This window comes from Bordetella genomosp. 1 (genome assembly GCF_002261335.1).
Taxonomy (GTDB): domain Bacteria; phylum Pseudomonadota; class Gammaproteobacteria; order Burkholderiales; family Burkholderiaceae_B; genus Bordetella.
Genome location: NZ_NEVL01000006.1, coordinates 157,239 through 183,110 on the forward strand (window position 1 = coordinate 157,239; position 25,872 = coordinate 183,110).

Annotated in this window: 18 protein-coding genes; 13 read left to right on the forward strand and 5 right to left on the reverse strand. The window is 67.9% G+C overall.

Annotated elements, in window-relative coordinates; translation table 11 throughout:
* From tviB to coq7, 3 genes are all read right to left on the reverse strand, one after another.
* Positions 1-1,275 carry a Vi polysaccharide biosynthesis UDP-N-acetylglucosamine C-6 dehydrogenase TviB gene (gene tviB, locus CEG14_RS22845; RefSeq protein ID WP_094828710.1) on the reverse strand — a complete coding sequence of 425 codons (1,275 nt, stop codon included), beginning with the start codon at positions 1,273-1,275 and terminating at the stop codon, positions 1-3.
* Between the two features lie 101 nt (positions 1,276-1,376).
* A complete protein-coding gene (locus CEG14_RS22850; RefSeq protein ID WP_094828711.1) occupies positions 1,377-2,480 on the reverse strand; it encodes an MraY family glycosyltransferase in 1,104 nt (367 codons plus the stop codon).
* An 813-nt stretch (positions 2,481-3,293) separates the two neighbouring features.
* Positions 3,294-3,971, reverse strand: a complete 678-nt coding sequence (coq7, locus tag CEG14_RS22855; protein WP_094828712.1) for a 2-polyprenyl-3-methyl-6-methoxy-1,4-benzoquinone monooxygenase — start codon at positions 3,969-3,971, stop codon at positions 3,294-3,296.
* 140 nt (positions 3,972-4,111) lie between these two features.
* Here coq7 and CEG14_RS22860 point away from each other — a divergent pair, with 140 nt between their 5' ends.
* From CEG14_RS22860 to CEG14_RS22870, 3 genes are all read left to right on the forward strand, one after another.
* Entirely contained in the window at positions 4,112-4,567 is a 456-nt protein-coding gene (locus CEG14_RS22860) for an OsmC family protein (protein ID WP_094828713.1), read from the forward strand.
* Between the two features lie 73 nt (positions 4,568-4,640).
* Positions 4,641-5,612: a thymidylate synthase gene (locus tag CEG14_RS22865; RefSeq protein ID WP_094828714.1), complete on the forward strand. Its 972-nt coding sequence runs from the start codon at positions 4,641-4,643 to the stop codon at positions 5,610-5,612.
* Positions 5,613-5,639: 27 nt separating this feature from the next.
* Positions 5,640-6,128, forward strand: a complete 489-nt coding sequence (locus CEG14_RS22870) for a dihydrofolate reductase (protein WP_094828715.1) — start codon at positions 5,640-5,642, stop codon at positions 6,126-6,128.
* A 10-nt stretch (positions 6,129-6,138) separates the two neighbouring features.
* On the opposite strand, the gene CEG14_RS22875 is transcribed toward CEG14_RS22870, so the two are convergent.
* Positions 6,139-7,563, reverse strand: coding sequence for an aminotransferase-like domain-containing protein (locus CEG14_RS22875; RefSeq protein ID WP_094828716.1), 1,425 nt, complete (start codon positions 7,561-7,563; stop codon positions 6,139-6,141).
* Positions 7,564-7,710: 147 nt separating this feature from the next.
* On the opposite strand from CEG14_RS22875, the gene CEG14_RS22880 reads away from it, so the two are divergent.
* From CEG14_RS22880 to CEG14_RS22925, 10 genes are all read left to right on the forward strand, one after another.
* On the forward strand, positions 7,711-9,036 hold the full coding sequence (locus tag CEG14_RS22880; protein WP_179280657.1) for an aspartate aminotransferase family protein: 1,326 nt from the start codon (positions 7,711-7,713) through the stop codon (positions 9,034-9,036).
* An 82-nt stretch (positions 9,037-9,118) separates the two neighbouring features.
* The gene (locus CEG14_RS22885; protein ID WP_094828717.1) at positions 9,119-10,612 is read left to right on the forward strand and encodes a CoA-acylating methylmalonate-semialdehyde dehydrogenase; all 1,494 of its coding nucleotides are present in this window, start codon (positions 9,119-9,121) and stop codon (positions 10,610-10,612) included.
* Positions 10,613-10,769: 157 nt separating this feature from the next.
* On the forward strand, positions 10,770-12,272 hold the full coding sequence (locus CEG14_RS22890; RefSeq protein WP_094828718.1) for a M81 family metallopeptidase: 1,503 nt from the start codon (positions 10,770-10,772) through the stop codon (positions 12,270-12,272).
* Between the two features lie 130 nt (positions 12,273-12,402).
* The gene (locus CEG14_RS22895; RefSeq protein WP_094828719.1) at positions 12,403-13,968 is read left to right on the forward strand and encodes an ABC transporter substrate-binding protein; all 1,566 of its coding nucleotides are present in this window, start codon (positions 12,403-12,405) and stop codon (positions 13,966-13,968) included.
* 97 nt (positions 13,969-14,065) lie between these two features.
* Entirely contained in the window at positions 14,066-15,007 is a 942-nt protein-coding gene (locus CEG14_RS22900) for an ABC transporter permease (RefSeq protein ID WP_094828720.1), read from the forward strand.
* Between the two features lie 15 nt (positions 15,008-15,022).
* The gene (locus CEG14_RS22905) at positions 15,023-15,925 is read left to right on the forward strand and encodes an ABC transporter permease (protein ID WP_094828721.1); all 903 of its coding nucleotides are present in this window, start codon (positions 15,023-15,025) and stop codon (positions 15,923-15,925) included.
* A 4-nt stretch (positions 15,926-15,929) separates the two neighbouring features.
* A complete protein-coding gene (locus CEG14_RS22910; RefSeq protein ID WP_094828722.1) occupies positions 15,930-17,597 on the forward strand; it encodes an ABC transporter ATP-binding protein in 1,668 nt (555 codons plus the stop codon).
* A gap of 59 nt (positions 17,598-17,656) precedes the next feature.
* Positions 17,657-19,132: a M81 family metallopeptidase gene (locus tag CEG14_RS22915; RefSeq protein ID WP_094828723.1), complete on the forward strand. Its 1,476-nt coding sequence runs from the start codon at positions 17,657-17,659 to the stop codon at positions 19,130-19,132.
* Between the two features lie 148 nt (positions 19,133-19,280).
* The gene (locus CEG14_RS22920; RefSeq protein WP_179280658.1) at positions 19,281-20,729 is read left to right on the forward strand and encodes a YdgA family protein; all 1,449 of its coding nucleotides are present in this window, start codon (positions 19,281-19,283) and stop codon (positions 20,727-20,729) included.
* A 219-nt stretch (positions 20,730-20,948) separates the two neighbouring features.
* The gene (locus CEG14_RS22925) at positions 20,949-22,886 is read left to right on the forward strand and encodes a DUF945 family protein (protein WP_179280659.1); all 1,938 of its coding nucleotides are present in this window, start codon (positions 20,949-20,951) and stop codon (positions 22,884-22,886) included.
* 88 nt (positions 22,887-22,974) lie between these two features.
* Here CEG14_RS22925 and gcvP read toward each other — a convergent pair whose 3' ends face one another.
* The gene (gene gcvP, locus CEG14_RS22930; RefSeq protein ID WP_094828726.1) at positions 22,975-25,842 is read right to left on the reverse strand and encodes an aminomethyl-transferring glycine dehydrogenase; all 2,868 of its coding nucleotides are present in this window, start codon (positions 25,840-25,842) and stop codon (positions 22,975-22,977) included.
* Positions 25,843-25,872 lie beyond the last annotated feature (30 nt).

Below are 25,872 nucleotides of genomic sequence, written 5' to 3' on the forward strand. Positions count from 1 at the left end.
TCAAAGACGCAGATCCGACGCGTCGGCCGGCAGCACGTACTTCAGGTCATAGAGGATGTGGGCGGGCTTGCCCAGCTTGCGGATCTCGTCGGCGCCCATCTTCACGAACTGCTCGTGCGACACGGCCAGGATCACGGCGTCGTACTTGCCGGCCTGCGGGGTCTCGACCGGCGTGATGCCGTACTCGTGCTCGGCCTCTTCCTTCTCGACCCACGGATCGTAGACGTCCACGGCGACGTTGTATTCGCCGAGTTCCTTGACGATGTCGACCACGCGGGTGTTGCGCAGGTCGGGGCAGTTTTCCTTGAAGGTCAGGCCCATCACCAGCACGCGCGCGCCTTCCACGTAGATGCGCTTCTTGGTCATCGCCTTGACCAGCTGCGACACCACGTAGCCGCCCATCGAGTCGTTCAGGCGGCGCCCGGCCAGGATGATCTCGGGGTGGTAGCCGATGGCCTGCGCCTTGTGCGTCAGGTAGTACGGGTCCACGCCGATGCAGTGGCCGCCCACCAGGCCCGGACGGAACGGCAGGAAGTTCCACTTGGTGCCGGCGGCCTGCAGCACGGCCTCGGTGTCGATGCCCATCTTGTTGAAGATGAGCGCGAGCTCGTTGATGAGCGCGATGTTGACGTCGCGCTGGGTGTTCTCGATCACCTTGGCGGCCTCGGCCACGCGGATGCTCGGCGCCTTGTGGGTGCCGGCCACGATGATCTCTTTGTAGAGCTGGTCGACCAGCTCGGCCACTTCCGGCGTCGAGCCCGAGGTCACCTTCTTGATGGTGCTGACGCGGTGCGCCTTGTCGCCCGGGTTGATGCGCTCCGGGCTGTAGCCGGCGTAGAAGTCCACGTTGAACTTCAGGCCCGACACGCGCTCGAGCACCGGCACGCAGTCTTCCTCGGTGGCGCCCGGGTACACGGTCGATTCGTAGATCACGATGTCGCCGCGCTTGAGCACCGCGCCGATGGTCTCGCTCGCCTTGACCAGCGGGGTCAGGTCGGGCTGCTTGTATTCGTCGATCGGGGTCGGCACCGTCACGATGTAGACGTTGGCGCGGCCCAGCTCGGCGCGGTCGGCCGTGTAGCTCAGCGCCTTGGCCGACGCCAGCTCGGCGTCGTCGACTTCGAGCGTGTGGTCATGGCCGGCCTTGAGGGCGTCGATACGACGGGTGTTGATGTCGAAGCCGATGACGGGGCGCTTCTTGCCGAATTCGACGGCCAGCGGCAGCCCCACATAACCCAGGCCCACGACGGCGAGTTTCACATCCTGAATACGCAAGATAAATCTCCCTAATACCGATGACGGCTACGGAATTCTAAGTAAATTGGGTGGTTGGCAACAGGCCGGCGGCGCAAGGCCGCGGCCCGTCTTTCCGTTGATCAATGCGTGCGCAGCACGGAGGGCAGCAACAGCCACCCGGGGCGCCGCCACGAAACCAGCCGCACGTACAGCCAGGTATAGACGCCGGCGAACACGAGGATGCTGGCGCACAGGGCCCAGGCGTTGTCCCACCAGATCGTGGCCGGCACCAGGCCGATCAACGCCAGCACCCACATATAGGGCGAAGCGAGCGCGTTGCACAGCGCCGGCACGGCATGGCGGCGGCCGCGCGAGAAGGTCACGCGCACCAGGCGGCGGAACACCAGCTGGTGCAGGTGCAGCGCGTCAGGCTGATCGACCGGCACGCCGCGCTTGAAGCGGCGGCGCCAGATCGAGAAGCCGGTTTCGAACACCGGATAGAACAGCACGGCCAGCGCGTAGAACGGCGACACGGAGGGGTTGCGCACCACCAGCAGCACCGCCAGCTCGGCCAGCATGAAGCCGAGGAAGTATGCGCCGCCATCGCCCAGGAACACCCGGCCGAACGGAAAATTCCAGACCAGGAAGCCCAGCGTGGCCGAGGCCAGCGCGGCGGAAATCATGAAGATGGGCATGTCGCCCACTTGCAGCGCGACCAGGCTGATCGAGACGGCCATCAGGGTGGCGACCATGCCGGCCAGGCCGTTCATGCCATCGACGATGTTCAGCGCATGGGTACAGCCGCCGACCGCGAACATCGTGAACAGCAGCGAGACGGGCCAGTACGACAGCACCAGGTCCACCCACGGCATGCCGACGCGGCTCACGCCGCCGAGCAGCCACCACGCGATCGCCGCCGACGCGAAGGCCGCCAGCAGGCGCTTGCTGGCGCCGATGTCTTTGGTGATGTCTTCGAGCAGGCCCGCCACGAACACCGGCAGCGCGGACACGAACAGCGCGGGCCAGAGCCAGGTCAGGGTCATGTTGCTCGGGCCAAGCACCAGCAACCCGGCAAGCGAACCGGCCAGAACGGCGAGGCCGCCGACGCGCGGCGTGGCGCGCGAGTGGGAGGCTTGGGGCTTGTTGAGATCGCTGTCGCCAGTAAATGCGCCGTGCCAGCGCTCTGACGCCACGATGAGTCCCCCCACCATGAATGCGACCACGCAGATATACAGCCAGGTCACAGAATCACCTTTGGTTGGTCTATCGAGACAGGTCCGCCATTATCTGGGGCAGGTGTAACGACCATATATGGGACGAATGAACAAGTGCAAGTCAGGGGCACAGAACGTAACGCCAACGCGTTTCCCCTGAATCGGGCCCCGCAACCAGGCAGCGGGGCGTGGCCTTCCGCAGCCTCGCCGGGCCTGACCTGTTTCGGAAGGCCGCAAGCTTGCGAGGGTCTGCGTGGGGGATTGTAGAACTTTCCCGCTCGGCGCACCGGACTATTTAGGGGAAAACGCGTACGCAGCCCGGCAGGGGCCCAAAAATGGGGACGCTTTGGCGCGGGATAAAAAAAAGCCCGAGATCGTAAGATCTCGGGCTAAATCCACCAAAGGAGGAGGGTGGAGGAGACAACCGTGGCACACCGGGACGGCATCGGGCGGGTGGGACCTGCCCGGAACATCCTGCGAGGGGGAGCGCTGCATTCTGCTTGTCGCTCGGACCGCTCTCGCGTTTCGGCATCCGTTGAATGAATAGTAGAGCATTGTTTTGTGCGATGCAAGATTTTTTTCGGGCTCCGGATTTGCATCTTGTTGCTGTTGGATCTGCGCATCAACTGAGCAGCTCACCGGCCGCAAAACCGCGCCAGCGCTCACTCTCAGGCAACGGAAGGGTAAAGCCCCAAAGGGAAAACCCTCTCGGGCTTACCCTAGGCGGCTCACGGAACTGAAAGGCTCGGTGACATGAAAAACGGGCGCCGGGCGCCCGTTATATCGCATTGCACCATCCGCCCCCGCTATTCACCCGGCCCCGACCATAGTCGGGCGGACGTCCTACACGCGGTAGGCCGTGGTGGTCATCACCTTGGACATGGCGCGCATGGCGGCCTTGATCGGACCCGGCAGCGGCACGGCGCCGGCGCGCTCGGCCGTGGTGCGGTGGCCGATTTCGTCGATCTTCATCTGCTGCACTACCTCGCGCGAGCGCGCGTCGGCCGGCGGCAGCGTCTTCAGGTGTTCGTCCAAGTGGGCTTCGACCTGGCGCTCGGTCTCGGCCATGAAGCCCAGGTTGCGCGGCACGCCGGCCACGCTGGCCAGCACGCCCAGCGCGAACGAGCCCGCGTACCAGACCGGATTCATGAGGCTGGGCCGGCTGCCGAGCTCGCGCAGGCGGGTGTCGCACCAGGCCAGGTGATCGACCTCTTCGGCGGCGGCCTCGAGCAGCAGCTCGCGCGCGGCCGGCTCGCGGCAGGCCAGCGCCTGGCCCCGATACAGCGCCTGGGCGCAGACCTCGCCCACGTGATTGACCCGCATGAGGCCGGCCGCGTGGCGCTTGTCGGCCTCGCTGAGGGCCTGCGGCGCCTCCTGGGCCTGGGCCGGATAGGCCCGCCCGGCCACGACGCTGCGCGACAGCACCTGCAGGGCGCAGTCGATCTCGCCCAGCAGCCCGTCGAGCGGTCCCGCGCGCCGGATCAGCGGGCTGGAAGCTGGGGCGGTATGGGCAAACGACATGGCGGCTCCTTGAAGCGAAAACGATGAGGCGTGACCATCCCCCGTTCCTCGCAGGGGCTATGGCCGGTCCATTGTAGCGGCCGGTTATGATTCCCCCTTGATGGCGCGCAAGCCGCGCGCAGCGAGCAGAGGACACGAAGATGGAATGCACGATCGACTGGGGCGGCCCCTCGGGCATGCTGTTCACCGCCAGCACCGGCAGCGGCCACGTCACCAACATGGATGGCGCCGTTGAAGGCGGCGGCCACAACCTGGCGCCGCGTCCCATGGAAATGCTGCTCGCCGGCACCGGCGGCTGCACCGCCTATGATGTCGTGCTGATCCTCAAGCGCGGCCGTCACGACGTGACCGGTTGCAGCGTGAAGCTCAACGCCGAGCGCGCCGACACCGATCCCAAGGTCTTCACCAAGATCCACTTCGCCTTCACCGTGACCGGCAGCAAGCTGCCGCAGGCCGCGGTCGAACGCGCCGTGGCGCTGTCGCACGAAAAATACTGCTCGGCCTCGGCCATGCTCGAGAAGACCGCCGAACTGACCTTCTCGGTCGAGATCGTCGACAGCCAGGCCGCTGCGAGCGCAGCTGCGAGCGCCGCCTGAGCCCTGCCCGGCCGGCGCCCGCGATGGCGCGCCGGCCCTCCGTCTTTACCGCAATACCCGCGCACTCCGCCCCATGAAACAGTATCTCGACCTCGTCCAGTCCATCCTCGATCACGGCGCCTGGCAGCAGAACCGCACCGGCATCCGCACCCTGTCGATGCCGGGCGCGATGCTGCGCTTCGACCTGCAGCAGGGCTTTCCGGCCGTGACCACGAAGAAGCTGGCGTTCAAGTCGGCGATCGGCGAGCTGGTCGGTTTCATGCGGGCCTACGACAGCGCGGCCGACTTCCGCGCGCTGGGCTGCAAGGTCTGGGACCAGAACGCCAACGAGAACGCGCAATGGCTGGCCAACCCCTACCGCGACGGCCCTGACGATCTCGGTCCGGTCTACGGCGTGCAGTGGCGCAAGTGGCCGGCCTACAAGCTGGTGCCGCGCGCCAGCGCGGGCCAGATCGCCGACGCGCTGGGCCGCGGCTATCGGCAGGTTGCCGAGGTCGACGAAGACGGCGCGCCGCACGTGCTGCTCTACAAGGCCGTGGACCAGCTGCGCCAGTGCCTGGACACCATCCACCAGAATCCCGCCGACCGCCGCATCCTGTTCCATGGCTGGAACTGGGCGCAGCTCGAAGAGATGGCGCTGCCGCCGTGCCACCTGCTCTATCAGTTCCTGCCCAACGCCACCACGCGCGAAATCTCGCTGTGCCTGTACATCCGCTCCAATGACGTGGGCCTGGGCACGCCGTTCAACCTCACCGAAGGCGCGGCGCTGCTGCACCTGGTGGGCCGCCTGACCGGCTACACGCCGCGCTGGTTCACGTACTTCATCGGCGATGCGCACATCTACGAAAACCACCTGCCGATGTTGCGCGAGCAACTGACGCGCACGCCCTACGAGTCGCCGCGCCTGGTGCTGTCGGATCGCATTCCCGACTACAACCAGACCCAGCGCTACGAGCCCGAATGGCTCGAACGCGTGGAGCCCGCCGACTTCGTGCTCGAGGGCTACCAGCACCACGCCCCGCTGACCGCCCCGATGGCGGTCTGAACCCGCCCACGTCTTCGCATCCTCACCATGACCAAGCCCGTCCTGAGCCTGGTCGTGGCCTATGCCGCCAACCGCGCCATCGGCCGCGACAACGCCCTGCCCTGGAAACTGCCGGGCGACCTCGCCCACTTCAAGCGCACCACCCTGGGCCGCCCCATCGTGATGGGCCGCAACACCTGGGAATCGCTGGGCCGGCCGCTGCCGGGACGCCAGAACATCGTGGTGAGCCGCAACAGCGCCTACGCCGCCCCCGGCGCCGAGGTGGTGGCGTCGCTGCCCGAGGCCATCGCCGCGGCCGGCAACGAGGGCGAGATCTTCGTGATCGGCGGCGCGCAGATCTATGCGCAGGCCCTCGCGCTGGCGCAGCGCGTGATCGCCACCGAGATCCATGCCGAGGTCGATGGCGATGCGTTCTTCCCGCCCCTGCCCGCGGGCTGGGTCGAGACCTCGCGCGCGCCGCAACCCGAGGAAAACGGGCTGCGCTACGACTTCGTGGTCTACGAACGGCAGGCCTGACGGCGCCGCGTCACGCGGGCGCGCAGGCCCGGCGCATGAAGCGCCACAGCTCGCCCGCACCCGAATACGCCACATTGAAGCGCAGCCACGGCGTGTCGTTGTCGGCCGCATCGAAGTAGCTGCCGGGCGCCAGCCAGATGCCGTCGCGCAGCGCCTGCTCGGCCAGCGCCGAGGCGCCGCGATCGCGCCAGCGCCCCGAGGGCCGCGCCCACAGAAACAGCCCGGCCTGCGGCCGTGCCGCGATCTCGAATCCCGAATCGTCCATGTGACGGCAGACCTGGGCATGGGCCTGGGCCAGCCGCTCGCGCGTGCGCTGCACGTGGGCGCGCAGGCGGCCCTCGCGGATCACCTGGTGCACCACGCGCTCCATGATCTCCGGCGAGGTCAGCCCCACCGCCATCTTGGTGCGCGCGATGTCGCGGATCACGTCGCGGTGGGCCACCACGTAGCCCACTCGCACCGAGGGGCTGATGATCTTCGAATAGCCGCCGAGATAGACCACGCGTTCGCCGCCGTCGAGCGCCGCCAGCAGCGGCCCGGTGCCGGGCAGCAGGTCGCGCGAGATGTCGTCCTCGATGAGCCACAGGCCGTGTTGCTCGGCCAGCTGCAACAGCCTGAAGGCGTTGGCCATGGTCAGGCTCATGCCCGACGGATTCTGCAGCACGGTGTTGACGAACAGCGCGCGCGGGGCGTGCGCCTGCACCAGCCGTTGCAGCTCGGCGATGTCGAGCCCCGCCTCGTTGCGCGGCACGGCCAGCACGTGCAGGCCGTTGAGCCGCAGCAGCTGCAGCAGGTTGGCATAACAGGGCTGCTCGACCAGCACGGTCTCGCCCGGCCGCAACAGCGTGCGGATCACCATGTCGAGCCCGTGCGTCACGCCCTGCGTCAGCACCACCTGGTCGGGCTCGGCCAGCAGGCCATGGGTGGCGAGCGCCGCGGTCACGCTCTCGCGCAGCGGCGCGTAGCCGTAGGGATGCCCGTAGCCCGAGATGCGCAGCGCGGGTACACGGCCCATGTGGCGCAGGGCCTGGTGCAGGCCCTCTTCGTTGAGCCATTCGCCCGGCAGCCAGCCGCAGCCGGCCTTGATCGGGATGGAATGGTCGGCATAGATGTCGGAGAGCAGCCAGGCCGGGCTCACGCGCGGCGGGGTCCAGGAGGCGGCCGGACCCGCGGGCCGGGCCGGCCGGCCGGGCGAGATCACGCGGTAGCCCGCGCCCGGACGCGCGGCCAGCCAGCCCTGCGCCACCAGCCGGCTGTAGGCGCTGGCCACTGTAAAGGTGCTGATGCCGTGCTGGCGCGCGAACTCGCGCACCGAGGGTACGGACATACCCGCACGCAGCACCTGCTGCTCGATGGCGCGCGCGAACGCCTGTATCACCTGCTCCACGAGGGTGGGGCCGCCGTCGCGGCGGCGCACGGGCTGGAAGTCGATCACGTTTCTGTACGGCTCGAGAAGATCAATCTATACAGTTTGGGGCTTTTGCATGGATTGTATATTTTCATTCGAAAACGGGCGGGCCAGAATCGCTGCATCTTTCCTGGCGGCCGCCGGCTGTCAGGCACCTCTGTGCTGGAGTCCCCCATGAACGCCCCCGCCGGCCTGCCCGACCTGTCGCATCTCTGGATGCCTTTCACCGCCAACAAACAGTTCAAGGCCAATCCGCGCCTGCTGGCGAGCGCCAAGGGCATGTACTACACCTCCGCCGACGGCCGCCAGATCCTGGACGGCACGGCCGGCCTGTGGTGCGTGAACGCCGGCCATTGCCGCGAGGAGATCACCCAGGCCATCGCGCGCCAGGCCGGCGAGATGGACTACGCGCCGGGCTTCCAGCTCGGCCATCCGCTCGCCTTCGAGGCCGCCACGGCGGTGGCCTCGATGATGCCGGCCGGACTGGACCGCATCTTCTTCACCAACTCGGGCTCCGAGTCGGTCGACACCGTGCTGAAGATCGCGCTGGCCTACCACCGCATGCGCGGCGACGCGCAGCGCACGCGCCTGATCGGCCGCGAGCGCGGCTATCACGGCGTGGGCTTCGGCGGCATCTCGGTCGGCGGCATCTCCACCAACCGCAAGACCTTCTCCGGCGCCCTGCTGCCGGCCGTCGACCACCTGCCGCACACCCACAACCTCGAACACAACGCCTTCAAGAAGGGCCAGCCCGAATGGGGCGCGCACCTGGCCGACGAGCTCGAGCGCCTCGTCGCGCTGCACGACCCGTCCACCATCGCGGCCGTGATCGTCGAGCCGATGGCCGGCTCCACCGGCGTGCTGATCCCGCCGCGCGGCTATCTCGAGCGCCTGCGCGAGATCACCTCGCGCCACGGCATCCTGCTGATCTTCGACGAGGTGATCACCGCCTTCGGCCGGCTCGGCAAGGGCACCGCCTCGGAATACTTCGGCGTGACGCCCGACCTGATCACGCTGGCCAAGGGCGTGAGCAACGCCGCGGTGCCGGCCGGCGCGGTCGCCGTGCGGCGCGAGGTGCACGACGCCATCGTGAACAGCGCGCAGGGCGGCATCGAGTTCTTCCACGGCTACACCTATTCGGCCCACCCGCTGGCCGCGGCCGCCGTGCTGGCCACGCTCGACATCTACAAGCGCGAGCAGCTGTTCGAGCGCGCCACCCGCCTGGCGCCCGCGTTCGAGGCGGCCGCGCACGCGCTGCGCGACGCGCCCCACGTGGTCGACATCCGCAACATCGGCCTGGTGGCCGGCATCGAACTCAAGTCGCGCGACGGCGCGCCCGGCGCCCGCGCGGCCGAGGTTTTCCACAAATGTTTCGACAGTGGATTGCTGGTGCGCTACACCGGCGATATCCTGGCCGTCTCGCCGCCGCTCATCATCGACGAAGCGCAGATCGGCGAGCTGTTCGACCGTATCGGCAAGATCCTCAAGGAAACCGCCTGACCCTCACGCCCTGACCGGCGGCGAACGCCGCGCCCACGGGCGCGGCGTTCATGTTCCAAGCCACGCAGCAGCACCGACTCTCATGAAAAAGATCACGCACTTCATCAACGGCCAGTCCTACGAAGGCCGCAGCGGCCGCTACACCGAGGGCTTCGACCCGGCCACCGGCACGGTGAGCAGCACCATCTCGCTAGCCTCGCCCGACGACGTCGGCCTGGCCGTGGCCGCCGCCCAGGCCGCCTACCCCGCCTGGTCCGAGACCCCGCCGCTCAAGCGCGCGCGCATCCTGTTCAACTTCAAGGCCCTGCTCGACCAGCACCAGGACGAGCTCGCCGAACTCATCACGCGCGAACACGGCAAGGTGTTCTCGGATGCGAAGGGCGAGGTCACGCGCGGCATCGAAGTGGTGGAATTCGCCTGCGGCATCCCGCATCTGCTCAAGGGCCAGTACACCGACCAGATCGGCGGCGGCATCGACAACTGGAGCATGCGCCAGTCGCTCGGCGTGGTGGCCGGCGTCACGCCGTTCAACTTCCCGATGATGGTGCCCTGCTGGATGTTCCCGGTGGCCCTGGCCTGCGGCAACACCTTCGTGCTCAAGCCCTCGGAGCGCGATCCCTCGGCCGCCGTGCGCCTGGCCGAGCTGCTCAAGGAAGCCGGCCTGCCCGACGGCGTGTTCAACGTGGTGCACGGCGACAAGACCGCGGTCGACGCGCTGATCCAGCACCCCGACGTGCAGGCCCTGTCGTTCGTGGGCTCGACCCCGATCGCCGAATACATCTATTCCGAGGGCACGCGCCGCGGCAAGCGTGTGCAGGCCCTGGGCGGCGCCAAGAACCACATGGTGGTGATGCCCGACGCCGATCTCGACCAGGTCACCGATGCGCTGATGGGCGCGGCCTATGGCTCCGCCGGCGAGCGCTGCATGGCGATCTCGGTGGCCGTGGCGGTGGGCGACGTGGCCGACAAGGTGATCGAGCGCCTGAAGCCGCGCGTCGAAAGCCTGATCGTGAAGAACGGCATGGAAGCCGATGCCGAGATGGGCCCGCTGGTCACTTCGCAGCATCGCGGCAAGGTGCTGGGCTACATCGAAGACGGCATCGCCGCCGGCGCGACGCTGGTGGCCGATGGCCGCAAGCTCAAGGTGCCCGGCCACGAAAACGGCTTCTTCCTGGGCGGCACGCTGTTCGATCACGTGCAGCCGCACATGAACATCTACCGCGAGGAAATCTTCGGCCCGGTGCTGTGCGTGGTGCGCGTGCCCGACTTCGCCAGCGCGGTCGCGCTGATCAACCAGCACGAGTTCGCCAACGGCGTGGCCTGCTACACCTCGGATGGCGGCGTGGCGCGCGCCTTCGCGCGCCAGATCCAGGTCGGCATGGTCGGCATCAACGTGCCGATCCCCGTGCCGATGGCCTGGCACTCGTTCGGCGGCTGGAAGCGCTCGCTGTTCGGCGATCACCATGCCTACGGCGAGGAAGGCGTGCGCTTCTACACGCGCTACAAGAGCGTGATGCAGCGCTGGCCCGACAGCATCGCCAAGGGCGCCGAGTTCACCATGCCGGTGGCCAAGTAAGACCCAGCGGGGCGCGCCCGGACGGCGCGCCCCGTGCATCGACGCATTACCGCATTACCGCACACGGAGACGCAGTACCGCATAACACCTCAGAACGCGCCCGACGCGTCGGCAGTCTGCGAGCGATCAAAAACAACTTTCAACAAGGGGTTTTCCGATGCGTATCGGGATAGGCGGCTTTCAGCACGAAACCAACACGTTCGCGCCCTCGCGCGCGGCCTGGGAAGATTTTGCCGACAAGGGCGGCGGCTGGCCGAAACTGGTCAGCGGCGAGCCGATGTTCGCCGCGGTGGCCGGCGCCAACATACCGGTGGCGGGCTTCATCGAAGCCATGCCGCAGCACACGCTGCTGCCCACCACCTGGGCCGCGGCCAGCCCCTCCGGACCGGTGACGCGCGACGCGTTCGAGCGCATCGCGACCTTGATCCTCGACGGCCTGCGCCGGGCGCTGCCGCTCGACGGCGTCTATCTCGACCTGCACGGCGCCATGGTCACCGAACACCACGACGACGGCGAAGGCGAGCTGCTGCGCCGCGTGCGCGAGCTGATCGGCCCCGACGTGCCGCTGGTCGCCAGCCTCGACCTGCACGCCAACATGACCCAGACCATGGTGCGCAACGCGGACGCGCTGGTCTGTTATCGCACCTACCCGCACATCGACATGGCCGAGACGGGCGCGCGCGCCGCCGCGCTGCTGCAACGCCGGCTCGACGGCATGCCGCGGCCCAAGGTGTGCCTGCGCCAGTTGCCCTACCTGATTTCGCTGTGCTGGCAATCCACCGACATCGAACCCGCCCGCGGCCTCTACCGCATGGTGGACGAGCTCGAGGCGCGCGGCGTGTTCAGCCTCTCCTTCGCCACCGGCTTCCCGGCGGCCGATTTCCCCGAGTGCGCGCCGGCCGTCTGGGCCTATGGCCAGACGCAGCGCGAGGCGGATGCGGCGGCCGACGAAATGGCGCGCGCCGTGCTCGACGCCGAGGCGCAGTTCGGCGGCAAGATCTACAGCCCCGACGAAGCCGTGCGCGAGGCGATGGCCATCGCACGCACCGCCACCAAGCCGGTGGTGATCGCCGACGTGCAGGACAACCCGGGCGCGGGCGGCAGCTCCGACACCACCGGCGTGCTGCGCGCGCTGATCCGCAACAAGGCGCAGCACGCCGCGATCGGCCTGATCGTGGATCCCGACGCGGCGCTCGCGGCGCATCGCGCGGGCGAGGGCAAGACCGTGCGTCTCTCGCTGGGTGGACACTCGGGTATTCCCGATGACGAGCCCCTGCAGGCCGACTTCATCGTGGAAAAGATTTCCGACGGCCGGTTCGACACGCACGGCGCGTTCTACCGCGGCTTCCACATGGACCTGGGGCCCTCGGCCTGCCTGCGCATCGACGACGTGCGCATCATCGTGGCCTCGATCAAGGTGCAGATGGCCGATCAGGAGATGTTCCGTTTCGCCGGCGTCGAGCCCACGCGCGCGGCGATCCTGGTGGTCAAGAGCACCGCGCATTTCCGCGCCGATTTCACCGACATCGCGCACGTCATCCTGGTGTGCGAAGCGCCCGGATCGATGCTGATGGATGCGGCTAAACAACCATGGACACGGTTGCGGCAGGGCATCAGAATGGCGCCATGCGGTCCGGCGTTCGCGCGCCAGGCGGCATGACAGACCCCGGGCCCTCGCGGCCCGACTCAGCAGACTTACCCTGAGGCCATCCGCGTTCGCGGATCGGCTCCTCCACAACGACGGCGACGCGCGAGCGCGCGCCGCCCGCTGCACGATAAGGGGATTTCCGATGCTCAAGTTTGTCCGTACGGCCGCGCTGGCCGGCGTCACGCTGTTTGCGGCGCATGCCGCCAGCGCCGAGACCGTCATCAAGGCGGTCATGCATTCGCCGCTGCGCCTCACCGATCCGCACGCCACCACCGCCTACATCACCACGTGGCACGGCTACATGATCTACGACACGTTGCTGGCCACCGACGCCGACAACAAGATCCAGCCGCAGATGCTCGAGAAGTGGGAGGTTTCGCAAGACGGCAAGACCTACACGATGACGCTGCGCGCCGGCCTCAAGTGGCACGACGGCAAGCCGGTCACGGCCGACGACTGCGTCGCGTCGATCCAGCGCTGGGCCGCCGGCGACGGCATGGGCCGCACGCTGCTGAAGTTCACCGACAAGATCGAGAAGGTCGACGACAACACCTTCCGCATCGTCATGAAGGAGCCCACCGACCTCGCGCTGCGGGCATTGTCCAAGCCCACCGGCACGGCGGCCTTCATGATGCCCAAGCGCGTGGCCGAGGTGCCGATCGGCAAGCCCATCACCGACATGACCGGCTCCGGCCCGTTCAAGGTCGCCGAGTTCAAGCCCGGCGTGAAGACGGTGTACGTGAAGAACACCGACTACGTGCCGCGCAAGGAGCCCGTCAGCGCGCTGGCCGGCGGCAAGGTCGTGAACGTGGACAAGGTCGAATGGGACGTCATGCCCGACGGCCTCACCACCGCGAATGCGCTGCTCGGCGGCGAGATCGACTTCGTCGAACAGTTCCCCTACGACCTGCTGCCCATGGTCGAGGGCAATGCCGACCTGAAGGAAGAAACGCTCAGCCCGGTCGGCTACTTCACGATGTACCGCTTCAACTTCAAGTACCCGCCCTTCAATAACAAGAAGATCCGCCAGGCCGCGATGTATGCCATCGGCCAGGAAGACGTGATGAAGGCGCTGGTGGGCAATCCGAAGTACTGGCAGACCTGCGCCTCGCTGTGGGGCTGCGGCACGCCGTTCTCGAGCGACATCGGCAAGGACGTCACCGTGCCGTCGAACATCGAGAAGGCCAAGCAGCTGCTCAAGGAAGCCGGCTACGACAACACGCCCATCCTGGTGATGCATGCCACCGACGTCGGCACGCTCAGCGCCCAGCCCGTAGTGATGGCCCAGGCCCTGCGCAAGGCGGGCTTCAACGTGAACCTGGCCGCCATGGACTGGCAGACCGTGGCCACGCGCCGCGCGTCGAAGTCGGCGCCGGCCGAGGGCGGCTGGAACATCCACAACACCAACTGGTACGCCACCGACATCATGGACCCGGTGCGCTCGGCGCCGGCCGCGGCCAACGGTGACAACGCCTGGTTCGGCTGGCCCGACATGCCGGAGATCGAGGCGCTGCGCACCAGGTTCGCCCTCACCTCCGACCCCGCCGAACAGAAAAAGATCGCCGACGAGGCGCAACGCATCGGCATCGACGAGGGCCTGTACGTGCCGCTGGGCCAGATGTCCGTGCCCACGGTCTATTCCACCAAGCTCTCGGGCCTGGTGCACGCGCCGGTGTTCGCGTTCTGGAGCGTGAAGAAGGCGCCGTAAGCCACGGTCAGCCTCGCGCCGGGCGCCCGCGGGGCGTCCGGCAGGCCCACCGGGCCGGCCCGCCCCGCGGGCTCGCAACACAGCAGGGGGAAAACATATGCTGTCGTTCCTTTTTCGTCGTCTGCTGGCGACCATACCCGTGCTCATCATGGTCGCGGTCGTGGTGTTCGCCATCCTGCGCGCCAGCGGTGGCGATCCCGCCGTGGCCATGGCGGGCGATGCCGCCACGCCCGAACGCATCGCGCAGATCCGCCAGGCCATGGGCCTGGACCAGCCGCTGGTCAAGCAGTTCTTCATCTGGAGCGGCCAGCTGCTGCAGGGGAACATGGGCCAGTCGCTGATGTCCGGCGTGCCGGTGGCCAAGCTGATCGGCCAGCGGCTCGAGCCCTCGCTCAGCCTGGCCGTGCTCACGTTGCTCTTCACGCTGCTGGTGGCGATACCGCTCGGCGTGCTGGCGGCGTGGCGCCGCGGCAAGCTGCTCGACCGCGCCGTGATGGGCTTTTCGGTGCTGGGCTTCTCGGTGCCGGTGTTCGTCACCGGCTACGTGCTGATCTGGTGCTTCGCGATCAAGCTCGGCTGGTTCAACGTGCAGGGCTACACGCCGCTCGAGAAGGGCCTGTGGCCCTTCCTGCATCGCCTGATCCTGCCCGCGCTCGCGCTCTCCACCGTGTATGTGGCGCTCATCGCGCGCATCACGCGCACCAGCGTGATCGAGGTCATGGGCGAAGACTTCATCCGTACCGCGCGCGCCAAGGGCCTGAGCGAAACCGGCGTGCTGCTCGGCCATGCGCTGCGCAATGCGGCGGTGCCGATCGCCACCGTGGTGGGCGTCGGCATCGCGCTGCTGATCAGCGGCGTGGTGGTCACCGAGTCGGTGTTCAACATCCCGGGGCTGGGCCGCCTGGTGGTGGAGGCCGTGCTCGCCCGCGACTATCCGGTGATCCAGGGCCTGACGCTGTTCTTCGCGTTCGTCTACGTGTTCATCAATCTGCTGGTCGATTGGGCCTACACGATCTTCGATCCGCGGATCCGGTACTGACGGTAAAGGACTTCCATGACGCAGACTCAAACCGAAGCCCTCGCCGACGGCCCCCTCCCCGGCGAAGGCACGCCCCAATCGAGCGCCTGGACGCGCGTGCGCCAGGAGCTGCGCAGCTGGCCCGTGATGCTGGCGCTGGTGGTGCTGGTGCTGATCGCCGCGTGTGCGCTGCTGGCGCCGTGGCTGGGCACCACCGACCCCACGGCCATCAACCCCGGCGCGCGCCTGAAGCCACCGTTCGGCGATTTCCTGTTCGGCAGCGACGCCTTCGGCCGCGACGTCTGGTCGCGCGTCGTCTACGGCGCGCGCATCTCGCTGGTGGCCGGCCTCGGCGCCGCCGCCATCAGCGTGGGCCTGGGCCTGGTGATCGGCCTGCTGGCCGGCTGGTTCCGGGTGCTCGACGGCTTCATCATGCGCACCATGGACGCCATCATGGCGATCCCCGGCATCCTGCTGGCAATCGCGCTGGTGTCGGTCAAGGGCGCGAGCCTCACCACGGTGCTGATCGCGATCACCCTGCCGGAAATCCCGCGCGTGGTGCGGCTGGTGCGCGGCCAGATCCTGAGCGTGCGCGGCGAACCCTACGTGGAGGCGGCGCTGGCGCTCGGCACGCCGCTGCCGCTGCTGCTGTGGCGCCACATGGTGCCCAGCACCATCGCGCCGCTCACCGTGCAGGGCACCTACGTGTTCGCATCGGCCATGCTGACCGAGGCCATCCTGAGCTTTCTCGGCGCCGGCATCCCGCCCGAGATTCCCTCATGGGGCAACATCATGTCCGAGGGCCGGATGTACTTCCGCATGCTGCCGGGCCTGATCCTGTTCCCGGGCCTGTTCCTGTCGCTGACCGTGCTGGCGGTCAACATCCTGGGCGACGCGCTGCGCGATGCCCTCGACCCGAAAATGGCACGCCGGAGCTGACACCATGAACTACTCCCCCACTCCCGCCGCCGGCGACACGGGCGACGCCGTGCTGGCGATCCGCAACCTGAGCGTCGAGGTCGAGGGCGCCGGCAACCGCGTGGTGCGCAATCTCAGCCTCGACGTGAATCCAGGCGAAACCGTCTGCGTGGTCGGCGAATCGGGCTCGGGCAAGTCCGTCACCTCGCTGGCCGTCATGGGCCTGCTGCCGCAGGGCATGCTGCGCGTGGCCAGCGGCTCGGTCCGCGTGCAGGGCGAAGACATCAGCACCGCCACGCCGCGCCGCCTGCGCGAGCTGCGCGCCACCCGCATGGCCATGGTGTTCCAGGAGCCCATGACCGCGCTCAATCCCGTGCACACGGTCGGCAAGCAGGTCGACGAGGTGTTGCGCCTGCATCGCCGCATGAGCGCAGCCGAGCGGCGCGAGAAGGTGCTGGCCATGTTCCGCTCCGTGCACCTGCCCGACGTGGAACGCATCTACGCCTCCTATCCGCACCAGCTCTCCGGCGGCCAGCGCCAGCGCATCGTGATCGCGATGGCGCTGATCCTTGAACCCAAGCTGCTGATCGCCGACGAGCCCACCACCGCGCTCGACGTGACCACGCAGAAGCAGATCCTGGCGCTCATCAAGGAGCTGCAGCGCGAGAACCAGACCGCCGTGCTGTTCATCACGCACGACTTCGGCGTGGTGGCGGAGATCGCCGACCGCATCGTGGTGATGAACCGCGGCGACCTCATCGAGAGCGGCTCGCGCGACGACATCCTGGCGCGTCCGCAACAGAACTACACCCGCCGCCTGGTGTCGTCGGTGCCCAGCCTGGTGCCGACCCGGCGGCCCGCGCCGCAGGGTGCGCCGGTGCTGACGGTGCACGGCCTGGGCCGCGTCTACGACAGCGGCGGCGGCATGCTCGGGCGCGGTGCGCACCGGGTCGTGGCGGCACAGGACGTGAACCTTACGCTGCACAAGGGCGAGATCCTCGGCATCGTGGGCGAGTCCGGCTCCGGCAAGTCCACCGTGGCGCGCTGCATCGTGCGCCTCATCGAGCCCAGCAGCGGCCAGCTGCGGCTGGGTTCGCAAGATATTGCCCAGCTGTCGGGCAGCGCGCTGCGGCCCCTGCGCCAGCGCGTGCAGATCGTGTTCCAGGATCCGTACCGCTCGCTCAATCCGCGCCGCACCGTCGGCGAATCCATCATCGAGGGCCTGCTCAACTTCGGCGTTGCGCGCGCAACCGCCGAGGCCAAGGCCGCCGAGACGCTGACCGTGGTGGGGCTCGCGCCCGACGTGATGCGGCGCTACCCGCACCAGTTCTCCGGCGGCCAGCGCCAGCGCATCTGCATCGCGCGCGCGCTGGTCATGGAGCCCGAGGTGCTGGTGGCCGACGAGGCCGTGTCGGCGCTCGACGTGTCGGTGCAGGCCCAGGTGCTGGAGCTGCTGGAGCAGGTGCGCGAGCGCACCGGCGTGGGCGTGCTGTTCATCACCCACGACCTGCGCGTGGCGGCCCAGATCTGCGACACCATCGTGGTGATGCAACGCGGCAAGGTGGTCGAGAGCGGCAGCGCCGAGTCGGTGCTGACCCGGCCCAGCCACGACTACACCCGCGCGCTGATCGACGCGGCGCCCGGCCGCGACTGGGATTTCCAGCATTTCAGGCCGCTGTCGGCGGCCGCCTGAGCCATTCACGATTCGCCAGGCGGCGCCCTCGCGCCGCCGGTCACGACAAGGAGCAGTAAATGCGTTGGCTGTTGGCAATGATCAAGCACGAGACCAATACGTTTTCTCCCGTGCCCACGCCGCTCGCGCGGTTCTTTCGCGGCAATCCCGAGATCCTGGCCGGCGAACGCGCCATCCAGGCCTACGAAAACACCGACAGCGGCCTGGGCGGCTACATCGAGGTGGCGCGCCGCGAAGGCGCCGAGATCGTGGTGCCGGTCGCGGCCGAGTCGTGGCCGAGCTCGCCCACCGACGCCCGGACCTACGCCACGCTCTCGCAGCTGATCCTCGACGAGGTGAAGAAAGGCGGCTACGACGCGATCCTGCTCGACCTGCACGGCGCCATGGTGGCCGAAGGCATCGAGGACGCCGAGGGCGACCTGCTGCGCCGGCTGCGCGAGATCGATCCGGACACGCCGGTGGGCGTGACGCTCGACATGCACGCCAACGTGTATGACGACATCATCCGCAACGCCAACGTGGTGACGGGCTTCCACACCTACCCGCACGTGGACATCCGCGAGAGCGGCGTGCGCGCGGCCAACACCATCGTGCGCATGCTCAAGGGCGAGATCAAGCCGGTGATGGTCTGGGGCAACAAGCCCATGCTGCCGCACATCATGTGTCAGGGCACGCACGCGGAGCCCAACAAGTCGCTGCAGGAGCGCTGTCGCCAGATGGAGGCCGACGGCGCGCTCGCGGCGTCGGTGTTCGTCGGCTTCCCGCACGCCGACATCCGCGAGGCCGGCCTGTCGGCGGTGGTTTGCGTCGACGCCAACCGGGCCCAGGCCGAGCAGTGGCGCGACGAGCTGCTCGACACCGCCTGGCGCAATCGCGAGCAATGGGTGTTCCACCCCGAGCCGCTCGAGCCCACGATCGCGCGCGCCAAGACGCTGACCGAGGGTCCCGTGGTGCTGCTCGACCACTTCGACAACACCGGCTCGGGCGGCACGATGGATACCACCACGGTGCTGGCGGAGATCCTGCGCCAGGAGCTCGACAACGTGGCCTTCTATGCGATCTGCGACCCGCAGGCCGCCGAGGAAGCGGCCGCCGCCGGCGTGGGCAAGACCATCACGCTCAAGGTGGGCGGCAAGCTGCCCATGCCCGCGCTCAAGGTGCAGTCCGCCCCCCTCACCGTCACGGCCCGGGTCAAGCTGATGTTCGACGGGGTCTACCTCAACCGCGGGCCGATGTACCGGGGCGTGCGCAACGACACCGGCCTGACCGTGGTGCTCGACACCGGCCGGGTCGAGATCGTGGTGGTGTCGCGCCACCAGGAGCCGTTCGACATCAACTGCCTGCTGTCGGCCGGGATCGATCCGCTGCAGAAGCGCTACGTGGTGCTGAAATCCCGGGTGCACTGGCGCGCCGGCTTCTCGGCCATGGCGACCGAGATCATCGAATGCACCGGGATCGGCGTGACCACCTCGGACTATGACCAGATCGAATTCAAGAACGTGCGCCGCCCGATCTATCCGCTCGACGCCATGTAGTATCAAGTAAGGCGCGTTCACGTTTGTCACACACCTTGAAACGGATGTGCCGCTATACTCCGTGCGGGTTTACCCTTGTTTTCCCGGCCTCGCGCCGGGAAAACGCCATCATCCGATCAAAAAAGGTAGAACAACGATGAAGAAAGGCGTGGCGATCACCGCAGGCGTGGTCATTGTGGGAGCGGGGCTCTGGCTGGGTGGCACCTGGTACACCGGCCAACGGATCGAGGCCGAGTCGGCCGAGCGCCTGGCGCAGGCCAACGAGGACCTGGCCAAGGCCATGCCCGGCTACAACGTCAAGGTCGAGCAGATCAGCTTCTCGCGCACCTTCTTCCAGAGCGACGCCCGCTACGCCCTGACCTTCGTCGTGCCGCCCGAGCTGGCCGACGCCTTCCCCAATGGCGGCCGGCTCGAGTTCGACGCGCACTACCAACACGGCCCGTTCCCGGGCAAGGCGCTGGCCGCGGGCCACTTCGCCCCGTCGCTGGCCTTCGTGCACAGCGAGCTGGTGCGCACGCCGCAGACCGAGACCTGGTTCAAGCTGTCCGGCGACAAGACGCCGCTGTGGAGCGACATGGTCCTGGGCTACAGCGGCAACGCGACCATGCACTCCGAGATCGCCCCGCTCACCTTCGCCGAAAACGACGTGAAGCTGGCCTTCTCGGGCGCCGTCCTGAAGGGCGACTACACGCGCTCGAACAAGGGCACCAAGGGCACCATGACCGCCGCCTCGTTCACGGGCGAAGGTCCTGACCGCTCGGAAGGCGCCGCCCCGGGCGCGCGCACCGCGCTCAAGGCCACCGACCTGGCGGTCGACTTCGACCTGCGCCAGGGCAAGTTCGACATGCAGACCGGCTCGACCGAGATGCGCATCAAGGACGCGAGCGTCGACAGCGCCGAGTTCAAGCTGGGCATCAACGACTTCGCCTACGGCGCCAAGTCGGAAGAGACCGATCAGTTCGTCAACGGCTCGATCTGGTATCGCGCCGGCGCGCTCAACGTGAACAGCCAGGCGCTCGGCAGCCAGCAATTCACGATGAAGCTCGACCGCCTCGACGGCAAGACGCTGGCCAACGTGGTCAAGCTGTACAACCAGGTCGCCGCCGAACAGATGGCCGCCGGCCAGCCCGCCGACCAGCTGCCGCCCGAACAGCTGCAGAAGCTGGGCGAAGCCGCCCTGCCGCTGCTGGCCAACAACCCCACGATCGCCCTGGAACCCGTTTCCTGGAAGACCGACAAGGGTGAAAGCACGCTGAACCTGAAGCTCACGCTGGCCCAGCCGGCCAACGCGAAGGTGCCGGCCGTGATGCTCGCGCAGCAAGTGATCAAGTCGCTCGACACCAAGCTGGTGCTCAACAAGACCATGGTCACCGACCTGACCGCCAAGTTCCTGCAGCTCAAGGGCCTCACGCCCGACGTGGCGCTGGCCCAGGCCAAGGAGCAGACCGACCAGCTCGCCGGCATGGCCGTGATGATGAACGCCGGCAAGATCGAAGGCGACAACATCATCAGCACGCTGACCTACGCCGACGGCAAGATCAACCTGAACGGCCGTGAAATGCCGGCTGACGCCATGCTGGGCGCCATCCCGCAATAAGCACCGCCAGGTTCGGTCCATGCGCCCCGCCCCGTGCGGGGCGTTTGCATTTCAGGCGCGGATGCACCGCGCACTTACATTTTGCAGGCAGCCGTAACGATGTGGCGGAACGGGGGCCATATGCGCTGGCTATACTCGCCGCGGGCAAGAGCCCCGGGCCGGGGCCCGGCGCGGCAAGACGCCGAAAGGCGCGCGCGCATTCATGGAGAGGCTTCAAGCATGAAGAAGAGTGTCGCGGTCACGTCCGGCGTGATCATCGTACTGGCGGGTGCCTGGCTGGGTGGCACCTGGTACACGGGCAAGCGCATCGAGGCGCGCGCGCAGGAATCGCTGCTGCGCGCCAACGAAGAGCTCAAGGCCGTCGCGCCGCAGCTCGCGCTGCGCATCGAACTGGTCAAGTACGAACGCGGCTTCTTCTCCTCCGACGCGCAGTATGTCGTCAGGAGCGACATGCCCTCCCTGGGCAAGGACATCCCCGAAGGCCTGCGCTTCGACGCGCACATCCAGCACGGCCCCTTCACGCAGGGCGGCATCGCGCGCGGGCAGCTGCTGCCCCATCTCGCCTTCGTGCACGCCGAGGTCGGCCAGACCGAGGTGCTGAAGAAGGTGTTCGAACTGACCAAGGGCGCCACCCCGCTGTGGACCGACACGGTGGTGTCGTACGGCGGCAAGGCCCACGTCAAGGGCGGCGTGCCGGCCGTGGAATACAGCGACGAGCAGGGCACGCTGAAGTTCACCGGCGCCGAGTTCAATGGCGAGTTCGATCGCAAGACCTTTGCCGGCTCGGGCCACCTGAGCAGCAAGGGCATGACCCTGGCCATGAAGGAAGAAGGCAAGCCCTTCGACGTGAACATCGCCGACATCTCGGTGGATGCGCAGAGCCAGCGCGGCAAGTTCGGCATCTCGCTCGGCAAGAGCAGCATGCAGATCAAGCGCATCGGCGTGAACGCGCCCCAGGAAAAGCTGAACGTCACGGTCGATGACCTGACCTATGGCGTGAGCATCGGCGAGACCGACGCCAAGCTGCAGGGCGACGCCACCTACCGCGTGGCCAAGGTCAAGGTCGGCGAATACGACTTCGGCGGCGGCGAGCTGACGGTGAAGGTCGACAACATCGACGGCCAGGCCGCCCAGCGCCTGAACGACATGTACACCAAGGCCATCCGCGACCTCTCCACCGGCGATTCGGAGAGTTCGGACTCCTACGACGCCCTGCTGGTGCAGGCCATGGGCGCGGTCAGCACCGTGCTGGCCGGCAACCCCACCATCAAGGTCGAGCCGCTGTCGTGGAAGACCGACAAGGGCGAGAGCCGCTTCACGCTGGCGCTCACGCTCGGCAAGCCCGACAGCTTCGACGGCGACCGCGCCGAGATCCTGCGCCAGCTGGTGAAGAACCTCGACGCCCGCCTGACGCTGCACAAGCCGATGGTGAGCGACCTCGCGGCCAAGGTGCTGCAGATCCAGGGCTCCGACGCCGAACAGGCCAAGAAAGAGACCGAGGAACAGATGGCGATGCTGACCGGCATGGCCGAGATGATGAACTTCGCCAAGAACGACGGCGACGCCCTCACCACCACCTTCACCTACGCCGACGGCAAGGCGCTGCTCAACGGCAAGGAAGTGCCGGTCGACGACCTCATCAACGAGATGGTGGGCGGCATGAATCCCGACGACATGGACGCCGGCGACGATCCGTTCGGTGCCGACGACATGGACATGGATACGCCCACCGCCGACAGCGACACGGTGCGGTCGTTCGACCCCGACTTCGTGGCCAGCCTGATCGAGCAATCCGGCTACACCTACGAGCAGCAGGACGGCGAGCTGGGTCCGGTGTTCATCGTCAAGGGTGACCTGGCCGCGCAGGAAGTGCGCATCGACCTGAACTGCGACTTCGACGAGGGCTGCCTGGAGATGGCGTGGACCGCGACCTTCAAGCAGAAGCAGGCCGCCTCGCTCAAGGCCATCAACACCTGGAACCGCGAGCATCGCTGGAGCCGCGCCTACGGCGAGGACAACGGCGCCGCCGTGCTGCAAATGGACGTGGTGGCCGAAGGCGGCATCGGCAAGACCAACGCGCGCTACCAGTTCGACGCGTTCCTGGACATGATCGAAGAATTCCCCAAGGTCGTCTACGGAACCCCGGCGCCGCGCTGAGCCCCGCCCCGCAGCAAAAACAAAACCCGCCTAGGCGGGTTTTGTTTTGCCTGTCGCGCGCCACCCTCAGGCGGCGCGGCGAGCGGGATCAGGCGTAGGCTTCGATCGGCAGGCAGGCGCACACGAGGTTGCGGTCGCCGTAGGCGTTGTCGACCCGTGCCACCGGCGGCCAGTACTTGTTGTCGCGCACGGCAGGCAAGGGATAGGCCGCCTGCTGGCGCGGGTAGTCGTGGTGCCATTCCTCGGCCAGCAGCATCTGCGCGGTGTGGGGCGCGTTCTTCAGCACGTTGTCTTCGCGATCGCGTTCGCCGTTCTCGACCTGCGCGATCTCGGCGCGGATGGCGATCATCGCGTCGATGAAGCGATCGAGCTCGGCCAGGCCTTCGGACTCGGTCGGCTCGACCATCAGCGTGCCCGGCACCGGGAAGCTCATGGTGGGGGCATGGAAGCCGTAGTCCATCAGGCGCTTGGCGATGTCCTCGGCGCTGATGCCGCTGGTTTCCTTGAGCGGACGGGTGTCGAGAATGCACTCGTGCGCCACGCGGCCGTTGCGGCCCGCGTACAGCACCGGGTAGTGCTCGCGCAGGCGCGACGCCACGTAGTTGGCGTTGAGGATCGCCACCTCGGTGGCCTGGCGCAGGCCTTCGGCGCCCATCAGCGAGATGTAGACGAACGGGATCGGCAGGATGCCGGCCGAACCGAACGGCGCGGCCGAGACCGGACCGACCGGCGTGTCGGCGCTCATGCGGCCCTGCTCGTTGACCACGCCGGGCAGGTAGGGCGCGAGGTGCGAACGCACCGCGACCGGACCCACGCCCGGGCCGCCGCCGCCGTGCGGAATGCAGAAGGTCTTGTGCAGGTTCAGGTGCGACACGTCGGAGCCGAACTTGCCCGGCTTGGCCACGCCCACCATGGCGTTCATGTTGGCGCCGTCGAGATAGACCTGGCCGCCGGCGGCATGCACCCGCTCGCAGATCTCGGTGACGGTTTCCTCGAACACGCCATGGGTCGAGGGATAGGTGATCATCAGCGCGGCGAGCTTGTCGCCCACCTGTTCGATCTTGGCGCGCAGGTCGGCCAGGTCGACGTTGCCGTTGCTGTCGGAGGCCACCACCACCACGTCCATGCCGACCAGCTGGGCCGACGCGGGGTTGGTGCCGTGCGCCGACGCGGGGATCAGGCAGATGTTGCGCTGGTGTTCGCCGCGGGCGCGGTGGTAGCCGCGAATCGCCAGCAGGCCGGCGTATTCGCCCTGCGCACCCGAGTTGGGCTGCAGGCTGATGTTGTCGTAGCCCGTGATCTCGCACAGGTCGGCCGACAGGCGCTCGATCATCTCGCGGTAGCCGGCGGTCTGGCTGGCGGGCGCGAACGGGTGGATCAGCGCAAACTCGGGCCAGGTGATGGGGATCATCTCGGCGGTCGCGTTGAGCTTCATCGTGCACGAGCCCAGCGGGATCATGGTGCGGTCGAGCGCCAGGTCCTTGTCGGCCAGCTTGCGCAGGTAGCGCAGCATGTCGGTTTCGGACTGCACGCTCGAGAACACCGGGTGCGACAGGATCGGCGTCGTGCGGCGCACGGCGGCCGGGATGCCCTCGGGCGCGTCCAGCGTGGCCGCGTCGAGCGCGATGTCGTCGTGTTCGAGGCCGGCGGCGAACAGATTCACCAGGGCCTGCAGATCCTGCAGCGTCACGGTCTCGTCGAGCGACACCGCCACGTGCGCGCCGTCGACGCGGCGCAGGTTGACGTGGGCGCACTCGAAGGCGGTGATGATGGCGGGCGTGGCGCTGCCGGTCTGGATGTGCAGCGTGTCGAACCAGGTGTCGTTGACGACCTTCAGGCCGAGCTTGCCGAGCTGGTCGCGCAGCACGCCGGTGTAGGCCTGCACGCGTTCGGCGATGCGGTGGATGCCGGCCGGGCCGTGCCACACGGCGTAGAGGCCGGCCATCACGGCCAGCAGCACCTGCGCGGTGCAGATGTTGGAGGTGGCCTTCTCGCGGCGGATGTGCTGTTCGCGCGTCTGCAGCGCCAGGCGCAGCGCCGGGTTGCCCTGCGCGTCTTTCGAGACCCCGACGAGGCGGCCGGGCATGTTGCGCTTGAAGGCGTCGCGGCAGGCCATGAAGCCGGCGTGCGGGCCGCCGAAGCCGAACGGAACGCCGAAGCGCTGGGCCGAGCCCACGGCGATGTCGGCGCCCCACTCGCCCGGCGGCGTCAGCAGCGCCAGGGCCAGCAGGTCGGTGGCGCAGGCCACCACGGCGCCCTGCGCATGCGCGGCCTCGGCCACGGCGCGGTAGTCGGCCACCGTGCCCAGGCTGGCCGGGTATTGCAGCAGCACGCCGAAGCACTCGGGCAGGCCGGCGGACTCGTCGCCCACCACCACCTCGATGCCCAGGCCCTCGGCGCGCGTGCGCACCACTTCGAGGGTCTGCGGATGGCAGCCGGCCGACACGAAGAACACGTTGCTGCGCGACTTGGCGCCACGGCGCGCCAGCGTCATCGCTTCGGCGGCGGCGGTGCCCTCGTCGAGCAGCGAGGCGTTGGAGATGTCCAGCCCGGTCAGGTCTGCGACCATGGTCTGGTAGTTGAGCAGCGCCTCGAGGCGGCCCTGCGAAATCTCGGGTTGGTACGGCGTGTAGGCCGTGTACCAGGCCGGGTTCTCGAGCACGTTGCGCAGCACCACGTTGGGCGTGAGCGTGCCGTAGTAACCCTGGCCGATGTAGTTGCGGAACACCTTGTTGCGCGACGCGACCTGCTTGAGCGCGGCCAGCACGTCGGCTTCGCTGCGCGACGCCGGCAGCGCGAGCGGCGCTTCGTTGCGGATGCGGGCAGGCACCACTTCTTCGATCAGCGCATCGAGGCTGGCGGCGCCGATGGCGGCCAGCATCTTCTGCTGGTCGGCCTCGGAAGGGCCGATGTGGCGGGGAATGAATTCGGAATGAGTGTCTAGGGCGCGCGACATGGTGTTCTCGGAGTGACGGCAAAGCGGGCC

Coding starts and splice junctions, on each gene's coding strand:
- coq7 (WP_094828712.1), bottom strand. CDS start 3,971: ATGTCGTTTGCCCATACCGCCCCAGCTTCCAGCCCGCTGATCCGGCGC.
- CEG14_RS22860 (WP_094828713.1), top strand. CDS start 4,112: ATGGAATGCACGATCGACTGGGGCGGCCCCTCGGGCATGCTGTTCACC.
- CEG14_RS22865 (WP_094828714.1), top strand. CDS start 4,641: ATGAAACAGTATCTCGACCTCGTCCAGTCCATCCTCGATCACGGCGCC.
- CEG14_RS22870 (WP_094828715.1), top strand. CDS start 5,640: ATGACCAAGCCCGTCCTGAGCCTGGTCGTGGCCTATGCCGCCAACCGC.
- CEG14_RS22880 (WP_179280657.1), top strand. CDS start 7,711: ATGAACGCCCCCGCCGGCCTGCCCGACCTGTCGCATCTCTGGATGCCT.
- CEG14_RS22885 (WP_094828717.1), top strand. CDS start 9,119: ATGAAAAAGATCACGCACTTCATCAACGGCCAGTCCTACGAAGGCCGC.
- CEG14_RS22890 (WP_094828718.1), top strand. CDS start 10,770: ATGCGTATCGGGATAGGCGGCTTTCAGCACGAAACCAACACGTTCGCG.
- CEG14_RS22895 (WP_094828719.1), top strand. CDS start 12,403: ATGCTCAAGTTTGTCCGTACGGCCGCGCTGGCCGGCGTCACGCTGTTT.
- CEG14_RS22900 (WP_094828720.1), top strand. CDS start 14,066: ATGCTGTCGTTCCTTTTTCGTCGTCTGCTGGCGACCATACCCGTGCTC.
- CEG14_RS22905 (WP_094828721.1), top strand. CDS start 15,023: ATGACGCAGACTCAAACCGAAGCCCTCGCCGACGGCCCCCTCCCCGGC.
- CEG14_RS22910 (WP_094828722.1), top strand. CDS start 15,930: ATGAACTACTCCCCCACTCCCGCCGCCGGCGACACGGGCGACGCCGTG.
- CEG14_RS22915 (WP_094828723.1), top strand. CDS start 17,657: ATGCGTTGGCTGTTGGCAATGATCAAGCACGAGACCAATACGTTTTCT.
- CEG14_RS22925 (WP_179280659.1), top strand. CDS start 20,949: ATGAAGAAGAGTGTCGCGGTCACGTCCGGCGTGATCATCGTACTGGCG.
- gcvP (WP_094828726.1), bottom strand. CDS start 25,842: ATGTCGCGCGCCCTAGACACTCATTCCGAATTCATTCCCCGCCACATC.